General features: G+C 32.8%; 1 protein-coding gene. It reads left to right on the top strand.

The genetic code is table 11. The features are described 5' to 3' along the window. Positions 1-12: 12 nt before the first annotated feature. Positions 13-19,167 carry a non-ribosomal peptide synthetase gene (locus FS802_RS01485; RefSeq protein ID WP_144524829.1) on the top strand — a complete coding sequence of 6,385 codons (19,155 nt, stop codon included), beginning with the start codon at positions 13-15 and terminating at the stop codon, positions 19,165-19,167. The last annotated feature ends 26 nt before the right edge of the window (positions 19,168-19,193 follow it).

Here is a 19,193-nt window from a genome sequence, read left to right as displayed (position 1 = left end):
GGGGATAAATTTATGAAAGTCAATAAAGTTGAGAAAATCTATCCATTGTCAAATATGCAAAAGGGGATACTGTTTCATGCTATTGAAGATAAAAATTCAGATGCATATTTTGAACAAATTATATTAGATATAAAAGGTTATGTAGATGAAACTATTTTTGAGGAAAGTTTCAACGAGATTATGAAACGGCACGAAGTGTTAAGAGCATCATTTAATTATAAATTGGACGAGCCATTACATGTAATATTAAGGGATAGAAAAATTAAGTTTAGCTATAATGATGTAAGTAATTTAGATTTAAACACTAAAGATTTATATGTGGAAAAATATATAGTAGATGATAAGGTGAAGGGCTTTGACCTAACAAAAGAAACCCTTATGAGAATTTGTTTGATCAAAACAAATGATAACTCATATAAAGTAATTTGGAGCTTTCATCATATATTACTTGATGGTTGGTGTATTGGGATTATATTAGATGAGTTATTTACTATCTATTCACATAAAATGAAAGGTGAAGAGCATCAATTAGAAGATCCTAGACCCTATAGTGATTATATAAATTGGCTAAATAATCAGGATAATGAAGAAGGATTGAAGTATTGGAGTAAGTATCTGGAGGGGTATGAGTTAAATGCTACCCTCCCTAAATTTAATAACTCTAGTGCTGGAAAGTATCAGAGAAGAGAAAAAGTGATAGAATTTTCAAAAGAGTTAACTGATAAGATTACACAACTGGCAAATAAAAATAACGTCACCTTAAATACAGTGATGCAGAGTATTTGGGGGCTTATTCTAGCGAAGTATAACAATAGTGAGGATGTTGTTTTTGGAACAGTTGTCTCAGGCAGAGATGCAGCTGTAGAAGGCATAGAGAATATGTTAGGTTTATTTATAAATACAATACCAACTAGAATAAAGCTGCAAAGTGAAAAATCATTTAAAGAAGTTTTAAAAGCAACTCAACATGATGCAATAGAGGGTAATGATTATAATTATATTAATTTAGCCGAAGTTCAAGCTCTTAGTAACTTAAAAAGTAATCTTATTGATCATATATTAGTATTTGAAAATTATGCTATTGATGAAAAAGGATTGGAAGAAAAGGAAAGTGGATTAGGGTTCGAAGTGGTATCTGTAATCGACGAAGAGAGAAGTAATTATAGCCTAAGCCTTACTGTAGGATTAGGAGAGAAATTGAAACTAACAATTGTATATGACGAAAATGTATATGAAGAAGGACTAATCAATAATCTAGAGTGTCATATTCAAAATGTAACGAAGCAAGTTATCGAAAATGATGATAAGAAATTGAGCGATATAGATTTAATTTCAGAAGAGGAAAGAAACATCCTTCTTTATAAATTTAATGAAACAACCGTTGAATATCCTAAAGATAGGTTGATACATCAATTGTTTGAGGAACAGGTTGTGAAGACACCTGACCGTGTGGCAGTTAGCTTTAAAAGTAATAACCTAACTTATAGGGAATTAAATGAAAAATCAAATCAAATAGCTAGACTACTGCGAGAAAAAGGTGTTCAATCAAACACAATTGTAGGAATCATGGTCGACCGTTCTTTAGAAATGATTATAGGAATTATGGGGATTTTAAAATCCGGAGCGGCGTATTTACCAATTGATCCTGAGACTCCTAAAGAGAGAATTGGCTACATGTTACAAGATAGTAATGTAAAAGTTTTATTGACTCAAGATAGATGTATAAGTCAACTTAATTTGAATGTGGAGTTAATTAATTTAGATCAAGAGAATTTTTTAAGGCTAAGTACAGATAATTTGAATTTGATAAATCATTCAAGTGATACAGCTTATATCATTTATACTTCAGGATCAACAGGAACACCAAAAGGAGTAGTTATTCCGCATTATAGTGCAATTAGAGTAGTTAAGAATACAAATTATATTGAAATTAATGAGAATGATACGATACTACAACTTTCGAATTATGCTTTTGATGGGTCTATATTTGATATTTATGGTGCACTTCTAAATGGTGCAAAGTTAATAATGGTTGAGAAGGACACTGTATTAAGTCTTGTTAAACTAGCTAAGTTAATAAAGGAAGAACAGATAAGTATTATGTTTATTACCACAGCTTTATTTAATGCGCTTGTAGATTTAGAAATAGATTGTTTAGATAAAATAAGAAAAATATTATTCGGTGGTGAAAGAGTTTCAGTTCCACATGTGAAAAAAGCCCTTGAGAAATTGGGCAAAGATAAAATTATTCATGTTTATGGTCCAACTGAAAGTACGGTATATGCTACGTATTATTTTGTTAATGAAGTAACTGAGGTTATTCCAATAGGAAAACCGTTAGCAAATACTTCGGTTTTTGTAGTAGATAAAAATTCTAACCTGCTTCCACTTGGTGTACCTGGAGAACTATGTATTTCTGGAGACGGATTAAGTAAAGGGTATTTAAATAACGAGAGATTAACAGTTCAGAAATTCGTTCCAAATCCGTTCATTCTAGGAGAGAGAATGTATCGAACAGGAGACCTTGTGAGAATGTTACCTGATGGAAATATTGAGTTTTTAGGAAGAATTGACCATCAAGTGAAAATTCGTGGTTTCAGGATTGAACTGGGTGAGATAGAGAGTCAACTTCTAAAACATAAGGAAGTAAAAGAAGCTGTTGTTATCGCAAAAGAAGATAATAACAATCATCAATATTTATGTGCGTACTTTACTTCTGAAACACCGAAGGACGAGACTAGGATTCAAGAAATTCGAAAGTTTTTGGCAAAAGAGCTGCCAGAGTATATGATTCCTGCTTTTTTTGTTCAACTAGACAAGCTACCACTTACTACAAATGGGAAAGTAGATCGAAAGGCTTTACCAAGTCCTGATGGAAGTTCCGTTGCAGGAGTAGTAGAGTATGAGGCGCCAAGGAATACAGTCGAAGAAAAACTTGTATCCATTTGGCAAGATATTTTAGATATAGAAAACATAGGGATTCAACACAACTTTTTTGAAATTGGAGGCCATTCACTGAAAGCAACTACGATGGTTTCTAGAATCCATAAGGACCTTAAGGTAGAGCTACCATTACGACAAATTTTTAAAACGCCTACTATAAAAGGAATTGGAGAATATATTGACTCTACAAAAGAAAGTGTATATGCATCCATCAAAAAAGTAGAAGAACAAGATTATTATCCGCTCTCATCTGCTCAAAGAAGACTCTACATTTTAAACAAAATAGAGGGTAGCGGAGTATCTTATAATATGCCTTTCGCTATGAAAATAAAAGGTGATTTGGATGTTCATCAGCTTGAGAAGGCTTTCCATAAATTAATCGAAAGACATGAAGCTTTAAGAACTTCTTTTGTAATGGTAGATGGTGAACCAGTTCAAAAGATTGAAAAAGACATAGATTTCCAAGTGACGTATAGAGAAATGGGTACCCATAAGCTAGATGATATGATTAATGGATTTGTTAAACCGTTTGATTTGGAGAAAGCTCCTCTTTTACGGGTTGAAATTATACATGTCACAGATGATGAGCACGTGATGGTCCTAGATATGCACCATATCATTTCAGATGGAGTTTCAATGAACATTTTAAATAGAGAGCTCTGTAAACTGTATGAAGGGAAAGAGTTATCTCCATTGGACCTACAGTATAAAGATTATTCAGTATGGCAAAAAGACTTGTTTACTCAAGAGGAAATGAAGAAGCAAGAAGAATATTGGATAAATGTTTTTAAAGAAGAAGTACCTATATTAAATATGCCAACAGATTATAAAAGGCCGCCGACACAAAGTGTTGAAGGGGCCCGAAGAAGTTTTGAAATAGATAGTGAGTTGACAAAGAAGCTTAATAGAATTGCAAAAGAAAATGGGGTTACCATGTATATGCTTCTGTTAGCTGGATATACAACTTTACTTTCAAGATATACGGGTCAAGATGATATTGTGGTAGGATCTCCAATTGCAGGAAGAAGCCATCATGATTTGAAAAATATTGTCGGAATGTTTGTGAATACCCTTGCGATGAGAAATTATCCAAAAGAAGATAAAACATTTCGTAATTATTTAAGAGAAGTAAAAGAAAATGCATTAAAGGCTTATGAAAATCAAGATTATCCTTTGGATGAATTGGTTGAAAAGCTGGACTTACAAAGAGATATGAGTAGAAGTGCATTATTTGATACGATGTTTGTGCTACAAAACTTAGATATTTCTAATGAAGAGATTAAAGGGTTAAGTTTTGAAACATATGATAGTGAACTTAATATAGCAAATTTTGATTTGACATTATCAGCAGTAGAAACTAATAACATCATAAAATTTGATTTAGAATATTGTACAAAATTGTTTAAGAAAGAGACAATAGCTAAAATATCAGAGCACTTTGTTAGTGTTTTAAGAGAAATTACTAATAATCAGGAAGTTTGTTTAGGTCAAATAGATATGCTTTCGCGAGAAGAAAAATACATCCTCTTGAATGAATTTAATGAAACTGATATGGATTATCCAAAGAATAAAACCATTTATCAATTATTTGAGGAGCAGGTAGAGAGAACTCCAAACAAGGTTGCCGTAGAATTTGAGGGGCAACAAGTTACTTATAAGGAGCTCAATGAAAAATCCAATCAAGTAGCTAGATTACTTCATGATAAGGGTGTTCATCCAGAAATGATTGTAGGAATTATGGTGGAACGTTCTTTAGATATGATTGTCGGTATCATGGGGATATTAAAATCAGGGGCAGCATATTTACCAATAGACCCTGAATATCCTGAAGAGCGAATTAAATATATGGTAGAAGATAGTAACACAAAGTTCGTATTAACGCAGACTCATTTATACGATAAACTTCATTTTACCAATAATGAATGTATAACTAAAATCTCAATTAATGATGAAACAATAAAAAATCAAGAGCAAATTAATATGGAAAGGCGTAATAATAGAAATGATTTAGCCTATGTCATTTATACGTCTGGTTCCACGGGTTTACCGAAAGGGGTGTTAGTGGAACATCATTCCTTAGTCAATTTATGTAATTGGTATGTAGATTTTCATAAAATAACAGAAAGAGATCGAATTACAAACTATTTGAAAGTCTCATTTGATGCATCTATTGGAGAAATTTTCCCTTGTTTAATCACCGGAGCTACTTTGCACGTTTTAGGCAAAGATATTAGGCTTGATCTAGATAAATTAAATGAATATATGAATAGCAAAGACATAACAGTTGCAACATTCCCATCTAAGGTAAGTGAACAATTTATATTACAAGATAATCATTCTTTAAGAATGTTAGTATCCGGTGGCGAAAAGTTAATATTAAATAAGAATACCCGCTATCAGCTTGTAAATGCCTACGGTCCAACCGAAAATACAGTAGTAACTACAAGTTTCTTAATGAATAAAAATGATGATAATATTCCAATTGGAAAACCGGTGTATAATACTAAAGTTTATATAGTAAATAAGTATAATCAGCTTTGTCCAATTGGAGTAACAGGAGAGTTATGTATATCTGGAGGTGGATTGGCAAGAGGTTATTTAAATAATCCGGCCTTAACTGCCGAGAAATTTGTGGAAAATCCTTTCGTCAGTGGGGAAAAAATGTATCGTACAGGTGATCTTGTAAGATGGATGCCTGATGGAAATGTTGAATTCATAGGAAGAATTGACCATCAAGTAAAAATACGTGGGTATAGAATAGAACTTGGTGAAATAGAGAGCCAGTTGTTAAAACATCAAGATATAAAAGAGGTCGTAGTAGTAGCAAAAGAGGATAAGGAAAATCATACGTATATAAGTGCTTATATTGTGTCTGAAAAAGCAATATCTTCAGCCAAGATAAGAGAATTTTTAGAAAAGGAACTCCCTGATTACATGATTCCCTCTTATTTTGTTCAACTTGACCAGTTACCACTTACATCAAACGATAAAGTGGATCGAAAAGCACTTCCAGAACCAGATAGAAGTAGTCAATCAGGGGTAGAATATGAGGCACCAAGAAATGAAGTTGAAACACATCTTGTTGAGATTTGGAGGGATATCCTAGGCATAGAGGATATAGGGATAAATCATCATTTCTTTGTATCAGGTGGAGATTCTATTAAGGCTCTGCAAATTGTGTCCAGGTTGTCTAGAATAAATCTTAAGTTAGAAGTGAAAGATCTATTTGCAAACCCTAAAATTAAAGATCTTAGTAAGTATGTAAAAAAGCAAAACAAACGGTTAAAACCTTATGAAATAGTTACAGGAGAAGTAATATTATCTCCAATTCAAAAATGGTATTTTGAGAAAAATAAAGAAGAACTAGATCATTTTAATCAATCATTTATGCTGTTTAGGGAAGATGGATTTGATCAAAAGAGAATAGAGAGAGTCTTTAATAAGATATTAGAGCAGCATGATGCCCTTAGAATGATTTATAGAGAAAATGATGGAGAGATCATTCAGTATAATAGAGGCTATAAGGATAACCTCTTTGATTTATACGTTCATGATGTTGAGGGAGTAGAGAATAAGGAAGAGAAAATATATGAATTAGCGACAAATATCCAAAAGAAATCTTCCATCAAAAATGATAAACTCGTTAATCTTTGTTTATTTAAAACGAATCAAGGTGATCATCTGCTTATTACCATTCATCATCTTGTAGTAGATGGAGTATCATGGAGAATAATATTAGAAGATTTTGAAACTCTATATTCTCAGGATTTAAGAGGTGAGAAGTTAGACATTGGATTCAAAACTGAATCCTTTAAAGAATTTTCCTCTAAGCTGAGGGAGTATGCTAGTAGCAATAAATTATTAAAGGAAAAAGAGTATTGGCAAGAGATAGCAAATACTGAGGTTGCATTTATACCTAGAAAAAAAGAGCTCAAAAGGGACACATTCGAAAATAGTAAAACAGTTAGTATTTCTTTAAATAAGGAAAAGACTATAAGTTTATTAAGAAAATCCAATAGAGCATACAATACAGAAATAAATGATATATTGTTAACTTCCTTATTATTAGGTGCTAGAGAGATAACAAGTGAAAATTGTATAAAAATAAATATGGAGGGACATGGAAGAGAAGATATCTTAGAAAATGTAGATATTAGTAGGACTGTAGGCTGGTTTACAACTATGTATCCAGTACTTATAGATTTAGGTAATGAGACCGATCTTGCTACTAATATAAAAATGGTAAAAGAAATTTTAAGGAAAATTCCTAACAAGGGAATCGGATTTGGTATACTAAAATATTTATCAAAAGAGAAGTATCTATTAAATGAACAAAAAGCACCAATTTCATTTAACTATTTAGGTGAAATGGATAATGATGTTAACAGAAATGAATTTTCTGAATCAAAATTTTCTTATGGGGAAACAATTGGAGGAAAGATTTCACGAAATAATTCGATAGAAATAAATTCGATAATTATTAATAATGAATTGGTTATAAATACTACCTTTAATGAGCTAGAGTTTGATGAACTAACAATCAGGAAATTAAATGATAAGTTTAAAGAAAGTCTTGAAACTATAATTGATCATTGTGTTAGTCAAATAGAGGTGGACAAAACGCCTTATGACTATGGGGATACTAAATTAACTCTAAGTGAACTTAAGGATATTAAAGAAAAGTATAAAGATTTCGAAATTGAAAAGATTTACCCGTTAGCAAATATGCAAAAGGGAATGCTGTTCCATGCTTTGGAAAACAAAAATTCAAAAGCATATTTTGAACAAACTGTCATGGATATAACAGGATACGTTGATGTAGAGATATTAAAAACAAGTTTTAATAAAATCATGCAAAGATACGAAATACTAAGAGCATCATTTGAATATGAAATAGTTGAGGAGCCTAGACAAATAATAATAGCGGATAGAGAAATAGGTTTTCAATATTGCGATATAAGTGAAAGAGGAACTATAGAAAAAGAGTTATTCATAAAAAATTATAGAGAAGAAGATACAGAAAAGGGATTTAACTTAAGTAAAGATACTTTAATGAGAGTATGTTTGATTAGAACAGATGAAAACTTATATAAATTGGTATGGAGTCATCACCATATTTTATTGGATGGTTGGTGTCTTGGAATCGTATTAGGTGAGTTATTCACTGTATATGGAAAATTAATAAATGGTGAAGAATATGAGTTAGAAGAAACGAAACCTTATAGCGATTATATAAAATGGCTGGAAGAGCAAGATAAAGAAGAAGGTAAAAGTTATTGGGAGCAATATTTAGATGGTTATGAAGAGAAAGCGCAAATACCAAAATTACAGATTACTAAGAATAATAGTGAGTATTTAAGAAAAGAAAAAGTAATTGAATTTTCGAGTGAACTAACAAATAAGATTACACAGCTTGCTAATAGGAATAGCGTAACCTTTAATACAGTATTCCAGAGTATTTGGGGTATTATTTTGGCGAAGTATAACAATACAGACGAAGTAGTATTTGGAACTATTGTATCTGGAAGGGAAGCACCAGTAGACGGAATTGAAAAGATGATTGGTTTATTTATTAATGCCATTCCAACTAGAATAAACCTTGGAAAGAATCAGAAGTTTAAAGAAGTTTTAATGGTTGTACAGAGTGAAGCTATAGCTAGCAATAATTATAACTATATGAATTTAGCTGAAGTTCAAGCAATGAGTAAATTAAAGAATGATCTTATTGATCATATAATTGTGTTTGAGAACTATGCTGTTGATAAACGTATTGCCGGAAATGAAAAAATGGGTATAGGTTTTGAGGTTGAAGATATACATGCTGAAGAACAGAGTAATTATAGTTTTAGTATTGCAGCAACTCCAGGTGAGAAGTTAAATCTAGTTTTAACTTATGATGGCAATGTTTATGATGAAAGAATAATTGATAATATTGAAATGCACATTAAAACAGTAACTGAACAAGTAGTTGCAGATGAGAACAAAAAAATAAATGAAATAGAAATAATTGCAGAAGAAGAAAGGTCAAATTTATTGTATGAATTTAATAATACAAAAGTAGAGTGTCCAAAAGAAAAGGCGATACATCAATTGTTCCAAGAACAAGTAGAAAGGACACCTGAAAATATTGCTGTTACGTATGAAGGGAAGAAAATTACCTATAGTGATCTTAATGAACGTGCGAATCAATTAGCTCATAATCTACAGAAAAAAGGAATAGGACCTGATTCGTTGGTTGGTCTATGTGTTGAACGCTCCCTTGAAATGATTGTAGGTATTTTAGGGATTTTAAAAGCTGGTGGAGCTTATGTACCACTTGATCCAACATATCCAGAGCAGCGACTTCAGTATATTTTAGAGGATGCTAATATTCAGTTAGTCGTAACACAAGAAAAGTTAAAAGAATCGAAATGGTTACCAGAGAATATTAAATCGATTTGCCTTGATCGAGATCAAGTTGAAATTGAGAATGAAAGTACGACTTTACCAATTGCTGATGTAAGTCCTCAACATCTCGCTTACGTAATCTATACTTCGGGATCGACAGGAAATCCGAAGGGGGTTATGGTTGAGCATCATAATGTAATTCGTTTATTTAAATCAACGGACTGTTGGTATCAGTTTGATGAAAAAGATACTTGGACACTTTTCCACTCTTATGCATTTGATTTCTCGGTATGGGAGATTTGGGGAGCACTGCTCTATGGGGGGAAATTAGTTGTTGTTCCTTATTGGATTAGTCGATCGCCAAATGATTTCTATCAACTGTTAGTAAAGGAAGAGGTTACGATTCTTAATCAGACACCATCAGCATTTCGACAATTGATACAGGTATGTGAACAAGAAGATGCGAATAAAAACTTGCATCTACGTTATGTCATATTTGGCGGGGAAGCACTTGAGCCTACCAGCTTGCTACCATGGTTTCAAAGTTATGGGGAGCAGAAGCCACAGTTAATTAATATGTATGGGATTACAGAAACTACTGTTCATGTTACTTATCATCCAATTACTCAAGATGATGTGCAGCATGCTTCAAGAAGTAATATTGGAAAGCGGATACCAGATTTAGAAGTGTATGTACTAGACTCTGGTCAAAAGCCTGTGCCTGTGGGAGTAGCTGGCGAGCTATATATCGGGGGGGCAGGACTCGCGCGTGGGTATTTAAACCGACCTGAACTGACTGCAGAACGTTTCATTTCTCATCCATTCAGTAGTGACCTAGAAGCGCGACTATATCGAACAGGAGACTTAGCAAGATACTTGCCGGATGGAAATCTGGATTATCTTGGGCGGATAGATCATCAGGTGAAAATTCGTGGTTTCCGAATTGAACTTGGTGAGGTAGAGAATCAACTTCTGAAACAAAAAGGGATTAGAGAAGCTGTTGTCATTGCAAGAAAGGATAATGATTGCCAACCATACTTATGTGCTTATTTTACGTCTGAAACACGTAAGAAAGAATCCAAAGTACAAGAAATCCGAAAAATTTTGGCGAACGAGCTTCCGGATTATATGGTTCCTGCATTTTTTGTTCATTTGGATAGCATACCGCTTACCGAAAACGGAAAAGTAGACAGGAAGGCCTTACCGGAACCAAATGAAAGTGCATTTGTAGAAGTAGAGTATGAGGCGCCAAGGAATTCAGTCGAAGAAAAACTTGTATCTATTTGGCAGGATGTTTTGGAAGTAGATAAGGTTGGAATCAACCAGCACTTTTTTGAAATCGGAGGCCATTCTCTTAAAGCAACTACGCTAGCTGCAAAAATTCAAAAAGAATTTATGGTAGAAATACCTTTACGTCAAATTTTTCAAACGCCTACTATAAAAGGAATTGGGGAATTTCTTAATTCTACAAAAGAAAGTGTATATGCATCTATTAATAAAGTAGAAGAACAAGACTATTATCCGCTAGCATCTGCACAAAAAAGACTTTATATTTTAAACAAATTAGAAGGTAACGGAGTATCTTATAACATACCGTTCGCTATGAAGATAAAAGGTGATTTCGATATAAGTCAATTTGAGAAAGCACTCCATAGATTAATTGAAAGACATGAGGCTTTAAGAACTTCTTTTGTAATGGTAGATGGTGAACCCGTCCAAAAGATTGAAAAAGAGATTGATTTCCAAGTGACGTATAGAGAAATGGGTACCAATAAGCTAGATGATATGATCAATGGATTTGTTAAACCATTTGATTTGGAGAAAGCTCCACTTTTACGGGTTGAAATTATACATGTCACAGATAATGAATACGTGATGGTTCTAGATATGCACCATATTATTTCAGATGGTGTATCAATGGGGATTTTCACACAGGAATTAGCTGAATTATATAATGGTCAAAAATTATCGCAATTAAGCATTCAATATAAAGATTATTCTGCGTGGCAAAGAAGATTATTTACACAAAAAGAAATGAAGAGACAAGAAGAATACTGGATGAATGTATTTAAAGAGGAAGTACCAGTACTAAATATGCCGACAGATTATAAAAGACCATCAATTCAAAGTACAGAAGGTGACCTTGTACATTTTGAACTCGATAGTGACATTTATGTCAATCTTAAGAAGATGGCGAAGGTACATGGTGTAACGTTGTACATGCTTCTGTTAGCAGGATATACAACACTGCTCTCAAAATATACGGGACAAGAGGAAATCGTAGTGGGCTCTCCAATCGCAGGAAGACCTCATGATGATTTAAAACAGGTAATGGGTGTTTTTGTGAATACTCTTGCGATGAGAAATTATCCAAAACAAGGAATTTTATTCCAAGATTATTTAAAAGAAGTTAAAGAGAATGCTTTACAAGCTTATGAAAATCAGGATTATCCATTTGATGAATTGGTTGAAAAATTAGACTTAAAGAGAGATATGAGTAGAAATGCCTTGTTTGACACAATGTTCGTCTTACAAAACTTTGACCATGATGATTTTGAAATAAAAGGTCTAACTTTCTCACCATATCAAATGAAGGCGCATGTTTCTAAATTTGATTTCACACTTACTGCTGTTGAAGAAGAGCGTAGTATCAAATGTGTATTAAATTACAGAACTAAATTATTTAAGAAGGAAACTGTAGAAAGATTAGCTAAACATTTAATCCAGGTATTTAAAGAAATTATTGAGAAGCCAGAACAAAGCATTCAGGATATTATGTTGCTTTCAGAAGAAGAAGAAGTGCAGATGCTATTGCAGGATGATAAAGATACAAAAGCTGAGTATCCGAAGGATAAAACAATTTCACAATTATTTGAGGAACAGGTGAATCGAACACCTCACCATGTAGCCGTGGTATTTAAAAATCAGAAGCTTACGTATCTGGAACTGAATGAAAAAGCGAATCAAATGGCAAGGTTGCTTCAAGAAAAAGGAGCAAAGCCAGGGAAAACAGTAGGTATGTTAGTTGAAGAATCCCTTGAAATGATTATTGGAATTATGGCCGTATTAAAAGCAGGAGCGACCTACTTGCCAATCGATCCTGAACAATTGGATAAAAGAACGAATGTCATTTTAAAAGACAGTAATGCTAGTTTATTGATAGTGAAAGGAGAAAGGAAAGAAACTCTTCAATTTAAGGGAGAAGTAATCTCCGTGGAAGACGATTCTATAAAAGAGAGAGACACATCAAATTTACTAGTCAATTATAAATTGAATCATAATGCGTATATCATCTATACATCAGGTTCGACTGGTACACCTAAAGGTGTATGTGTTCAGCACTACAACGTTGTAAACTACATGACTTGGTTTACAAAGGAAGCTAATCTAAAAGAAACAGATAAGGCAATGTTAGTATCTTCCTATGCATTTGACTTGGGCTATACAAGTCTATATTCATCACTTTTAAATGGATGTGAACTGCATCTCGTTACAAAAGAAGTATATACTAATGCTCAGAAAGCATTACAGTATATAGAAGAACAGGGTATTTCTTATTTAAAATTGACACCGTCTCTCTTTAATGTCTTGGTGAATGATGCGAGTTTCTCAGATAATCAAAACTGTAAAACATTGAGATTAGTCGTGTTAGGTGGTGAGAAAATCAATCCAATAGATGTTGAAACATTCTACACACATTATCCAAATCATGTGGTAATGAATCACTATGGACCTACAGAGGCGACAATTGGTTCGGTCTATCATGTTATTGAATATAATACAATGGCAGCTTTCAAAGAATGTCCTGTGATTGGAAGACCAATTCAGAATATGAAGGCGTATGTAGTGGATCAACAAATGAAACTTGTCCCAGAAGGTATTTATGGTGAATTATGTTTATCAGGAGAAGGCGTAGCAAGTGGGTATTTAAATAGAAGAGATTTAACAGAAGAAAAATTTGTTCAAAATCCATTTGAACCGAATAAAAAAATGTATCGAACGGGAGATCTCGCTCGAAGGTTATTAGATGGTAGAATTGAGCTTGCAGGTAGAATTGATGGCCAAGTAAAAATAAGAGGGTATCGAATTGAAACAGAAGAGATTAAGCGTCATCTAGTTAAACATGAACAAATTAAAGAAGCATACGTAATTGACCGAGAGAGTCAGGACGGAAGAAGACATTTATGTGCATATATTACATCTCAGAGGGAACTATCATTTGAAGAGTTAAGAGCGTACTTAAAAGTAGAAATACCTGAGTACATGATTCCATCTTACTTCGTTCAAATGGAGCGTATTCCACTTACGGCAAATGGAAAAGTAAACGAAAAAGCCTTACCAGATCCAGATGTGAGTAAGGGAGTAGACTATGAAAAACCAAGAAATCAGGTAGAAGAGCAACTTGTGAAGGTATGGGAAGATATATTAGGAGTCAAGCCAATCGGGATTAACCATAACTTTTTTGCTTCAGGTGGAGATTCTATTAAGGCTTTACAAATTATCTCACGTTTATCACGAGAAGGTATCATATTAGAGATGAAAGATTTATTTAATTATCCCGAAATCAAGCTTTTAAGTAAATATGTCAATATTGAGGCGATACAAGAAGGCTCATATGAAATCGAAGTAGGAGATGTGTTACTCACTCCAATTCAACAGGCTTATTTTATGAGTGGAAAAGAAGATGTAAATCATTTTAATCATGCAGTTATGTTGTATAGGAAAGATGGATTCCGTGAGGAAATGATAAAAGAAATTATGGAAGCAATTTTTGTACATCATGACGCTTTACGAATGATTTATAAAGAAGAGAATAAGGAAGTACTTCAATTCAATCGAGAAGTGGAAAAGAATCAATTTGGATTTTATGTTTATGACGTTTCGAGAGAAGGTAATCCAGATGAGAAGATTCAGGAACTTGCGACAATATTACAGAAGAAAATTGATATACAAGAAGGACCTCTTGTAAATGTAGCACAGTTTAAGACGAATGTTGGAGACCATCTGTTACTTATTATTCATCACCTTGTGGTGGATGGAATCTCTTGGAGAATCCTATTTGAAGATTTTGCGCTTGGATATAGCCAGCTAATGAAAGGAGAACAAATAGCATTTTATCCAAAAACGACTTCTTATAAAGAGTATGCCACTCAGCTCAACGAGTATGCTAAGAGTGCAAGAATCCTTAGAGAAAAACAATATTGGGTGAACACATTAAAGGATAATGTTAACTTTTTAGAGAAAAAAGAGGAAATTGGGCTATTCCGATATGAGGAGAGTGATACTTTCAGTACCACTCTTGGAATAGAGGAAACAAGCCGATTGTTAAGAGAAACAAATCAAGCATATCATACTGAAATTAATGATTTACTAATTAGTGCTCTTTTAATAGCTACAAGGAAAGTAACTGGTGAAAATAAAATTAGGATTAGTCTAGAGGGACATGGTAGAGAACAGATTATAAAAAATGTAGAAATTAGCCGAACAGTTGGATGGTTTACAACCAAATATCCTGTATACATCAATTTAGGAGATGAAAAGGGCCTTTCAATGACTATTAAAACAGTGAAAGAGTCTCTTAGAAGAATTCCAAATAAGGGAATAGGTTATGGGGTTTTAAAACATTTGAGTAGAGATTCAGATTTATGGAATATTGAACAGCCACCTATTTTGTTTAATTACTTAGGTCAAATGGATGCAGATCTCAATAATACAATCTTTTCTTCCTCTTGGATATCGGCAGGAGAGTCGATTGGAGGAAAACATACAAGAGAAACACCTATAGAAATGAATGCTGTTGTCTTAGATGGAAAGCTCACTATTGATACGACTTATAATACAAAAGTATATGCAGTGGATGTCGTAATAGAGTTTACAGAAGCTTTCAAGGATGCTCTTCTTGATGTAATTCATCATTGCATTTCTAAGGAACAGGCTGAAAAAACGCCATTTGACTATGGAGACAAAGAGTTAAGCTTCGAACAACTAGAGGAAATCAAGGCGAAAAATAGGTGGGGTGAAATAGAAAAGATTTATCCATTAGCTAATATGCAGCAGGGGATGCTATTCCATGCATTAGAAGATCAACAATCAGGTGCATACTTTGAACAACTTGTCATTGATGTCAAAGGATTCATTGATGTCAATTTATTCGAGGAAAGCTTAAACGATATTATGAAAAGACATGAAATCCTTCGGACAGCGATTGAATATGAAATTACAGAAAAACCAAAAAATATAATTCTAAAAGATCGAAAGATTGGCTTTAGATATCGAGATATTAGACAGCAAGGAATAGATCAGCAAAAAGAAAGTATAGCAACCTACATTGAACAAGATCGAGAAACAGGTTTTGATTTCAGTAAAGATGTCTTAATTAGACTGGAACTTATACAAACTGATGATAAGGCTTATACAATTATATGGAGTAATCATCACATCTTGTTTGATGGATGGGGCAGAGGTATTATTTTGGGAGAATTGTTCCATATCTATGGAAGCAAACAAGTAGGACAGTATCCTAATTTAGAAGAGTCAAGACCATATAGTGATTATATTAGATGGTTAGGGGAACAGGAAAAAGAAGAGGGAATTCAATATTGGAAACACTATTTAACAGGATATCAAAAACCTGCGAAAATTCCATCATTCAAAGAAGATAGTACAAGAGAGTACCATGGACAAGAGACGCTCATTGAATTTTCAAGCGAACTTACGAAAAATATGACTGAATTAGCTAATCAAAATCACGTTACGTTAAACACTGTGCTACAAACTTTATGGGGAATTATTTTAGCGAAGTATAATCATACAGACGATGTTGTATTTGGTTCTGTCGTTTCTGGTAGAGATGCCAAAGTAGCTGGAATTGAAAAAATGGTTGGATTATTCATTAATGCAATTCCAACGAGAATTAATATAAAAGAACATAAGAGCTTTAAAAATATATTAAAAGAGGTACAGCAGCAAGCGATAGAAAGCCAAGCATACAACTATATGAATCTTTCGGATATACAGTCTCTTAGTGATTTAAAAAGGGATTTAATTGATCATGTAATGATTTTTGAGAATTATGCACTTGATGAACGTTTACTTCAGGAAGGAGAAAGTAAGAGTGGTTTCGTGTTTAAGGATATTAAAGGGATTGAACAAACCAACTATGGATTTACAATAGTTGTCGTTCCAGGTGAACAGCTTATTCTCAAAATATCATATAATGGAAATCTCTATTCAGAAAAACTTATCCAGAACATAGCAAACCATCTGAAAAGTGTTATGGAACAAGTTGTGCAGGATGAACATAAAAATGTAAATCAATTAGAAATCCTTTCAAAAGAAGAAAAGCATTATTTCTTGAATGAGTTTAATGAAACAAAGGCAAAGTATCCAAAAGAAAAAACAATTCATCGTTTATTTGAAGAACAGGTAGAACGGACTCCAAATAAGGTAGCTGTGGTACTTGATAAGCAGCAACTCACTTATAAAGAGCTTAATGAAAAATCTAACCAAATAGCTAGAATACTCCAGAATAAAGGGGTTCAACCAAATACAATTGTAGGTATCATGATTGAACGTTCTCTAGAGATGATTATAGGGATTATGGGGATTTTAAAATCTGGAGCAGCATATTTACCAATAGATCCTGAATATCCTGAAAAACGAATTAAGTATATTGTAGAGGATAGTGGAACAAATATTATACTTACAAAAGGCAAAGATGCAGTAAGATTAAACAAAGAAATAGTATTTTTAGATGAAGAGTATAATCATTATTCTACTGAAAATATCAAAGTAACAAGTGATACTAACAACCTAGCTTATATGATTTATACTTCGGGTTCTACTGGTATGCCAAAGGGAACTATGCTTAAGCAAAGAGGCCTAGTCAATTATATAACATGGGCAAATAAGGAATATGTCAAAGGAGAGGCCTTAGATTTTGCCTTTTATTCATCATTCTCATTTGACCTTACAATTACATCAATATTCACACCATTAATTTCTGGAAATAAAATAGTTATTTACGATAATGATGGTGATGAACCAATTATAAGAAAAATCTTTAAGGATAATAGGGTAGGTATAGTAAAATTGACACCATCTCATTTAAGCTTGATAAGAGATATTGATAACAGCAACTCAAGTATAAAACGATTAATAGTAGGTGGAGAAGATTTAAAGACTGATTTAGCAAGAGAGATTTCAAAAAGCTTTAATCATAATGTTGAGATCTATAATGAGTATGGTCCAACAGAAACAACAATTGGCTGTATGATTTATAAATATAATCTCAATGACGATAAACATATATCGGTACCTATTGGAAAGCCAATTGATAATGTTCAAATTTATATATTGGATAATAATAAAAAGATATTACCAGTAGGAATAGAAGGAGAACTTTATATAAGTGGAGATGGTGTTGCTACAGGTTATCTAAATAGACCTGAATTGACAGCAGAAAAATTTATATCAAATCCATATGTACCTGAAGCAAAGATGTATAGAACAGGGGATCTTGCAAGATGGTTGCCTAATGGAAATATCGAATTTATAGGGAGAACTGACCATCAAGTGAAAATTCGCGGTTATAGAATTGAATTAGGAGAAATAGAGAATCAAATTCTAAAATTAGATAATATAAAAGAAACAAAAGTTGTTGCAAGAATAGACGGTGAGAATAGTCAGTATCTTTGTGCATATGTTGTTTTAGAGAATAAAGAAAAAGCAATTACTGTTACAGAGATGAGAAGAGATTTAACAAAAGAACTTCCAAATTATATGATACCAGCGTTTTTCACACAGCTAAAGGAATTCCCATTGACAACAAATGGGAAAATCGATATAAACTCATTACCAGTGCCGGATGGAAATGTCAAATATGGATTAGAATACGAACCGCCAAGAAATAATTTAGAAGAAAAAATCGTTAGCATATGGGAAGAAATTTTAAATATTAATAAAATAGGTATGAATACTAATTTATTTGATATCGGAGCGAACTCTTTAAACGTTATGACATTTGTTTCAAGAATATTTGCAGAGTTAAACTTTAGAGTACCGTTTAAAGATGTATTTGATAAACCAACAGTTCGAAGTTTTTCAGTGTTCTTAGAAGGCGCAAAAGAAATGTTAAAGGATTATACAGAGGATTGCATTCAACTTAGTAGCTCTACAAGCAGCAATAAAAAACTATTTTGTTTCCCACCTGCTGCTTCAATAGGAATAGCATATATGGGGCTAGCAAAGCATATTGAGTCATATTCAGTTTACAGTTTTAATTTTATTAAATCTGAAAATAGGATTGCACAATATGTTAAAATAATAAAAGATATTCAATCAGAAGGACCGTACACATTAGTGGGATATTCAGCTGGTGGAATTCTTGCATTCGATGTGGCAAAAGAATTAAATAGACAAGGTTTTGAAGTAGAAAATCTTATTCTTATTGATTCCAAATACCGTACGACTGTAGAACAGAATCTTTATACAGAGGAAGAGTGTAAGAGAGAACTTCATGAAAAATTCAATCTGAAAAAATATAAAGATTTAGAAAAATTAGCTAGTGATTATTTGATAGAATTAATTATGAAGTCTTATATGTATGTACAGAGTACAACAACAAATGGCAGTGTTGATGGAAATATAAGTTATATAAAATCAGTAAAAGAAAAAGAAGATGAAAATAATTTAATGTGGGAAAATGCTACAACGAAGAATTTCAGGATAATTCAAGGGTACGGAACTCATATGGAAATGTTATCAAATTCAAACCTGGATATTCTTAAAAAGAATGCTAATATAATAAACGACATATTGGCGTTTGAAACAGTTTAATTTTTGAGAATTGGCATTTCTTTAAA

The organism is Bacillus sp. DE0042, assembly GCF_007680225.1.
GTDB classification, from domain to species: domain Bacteria; phylum Bacillota; class Bacilli; order Bacillales; family Bacillaceae_G; genus Bacillus_A; species Bacillus_A wiedmannii.
Note: the sequence above shows the minus strand (reverse complement) of the source record. Positions and strands in the feature narration are given on the sequence as shown.

Excerpts from the sequence above, each read along its gene's own strand:
- FS802_RS01485 (WP_144524829.1), top strand. The coding sequence starts at position 13 with ATGAAAGTCAATAAAGTTGAGAAAATCTATCCATTGTCAAATATGCAA.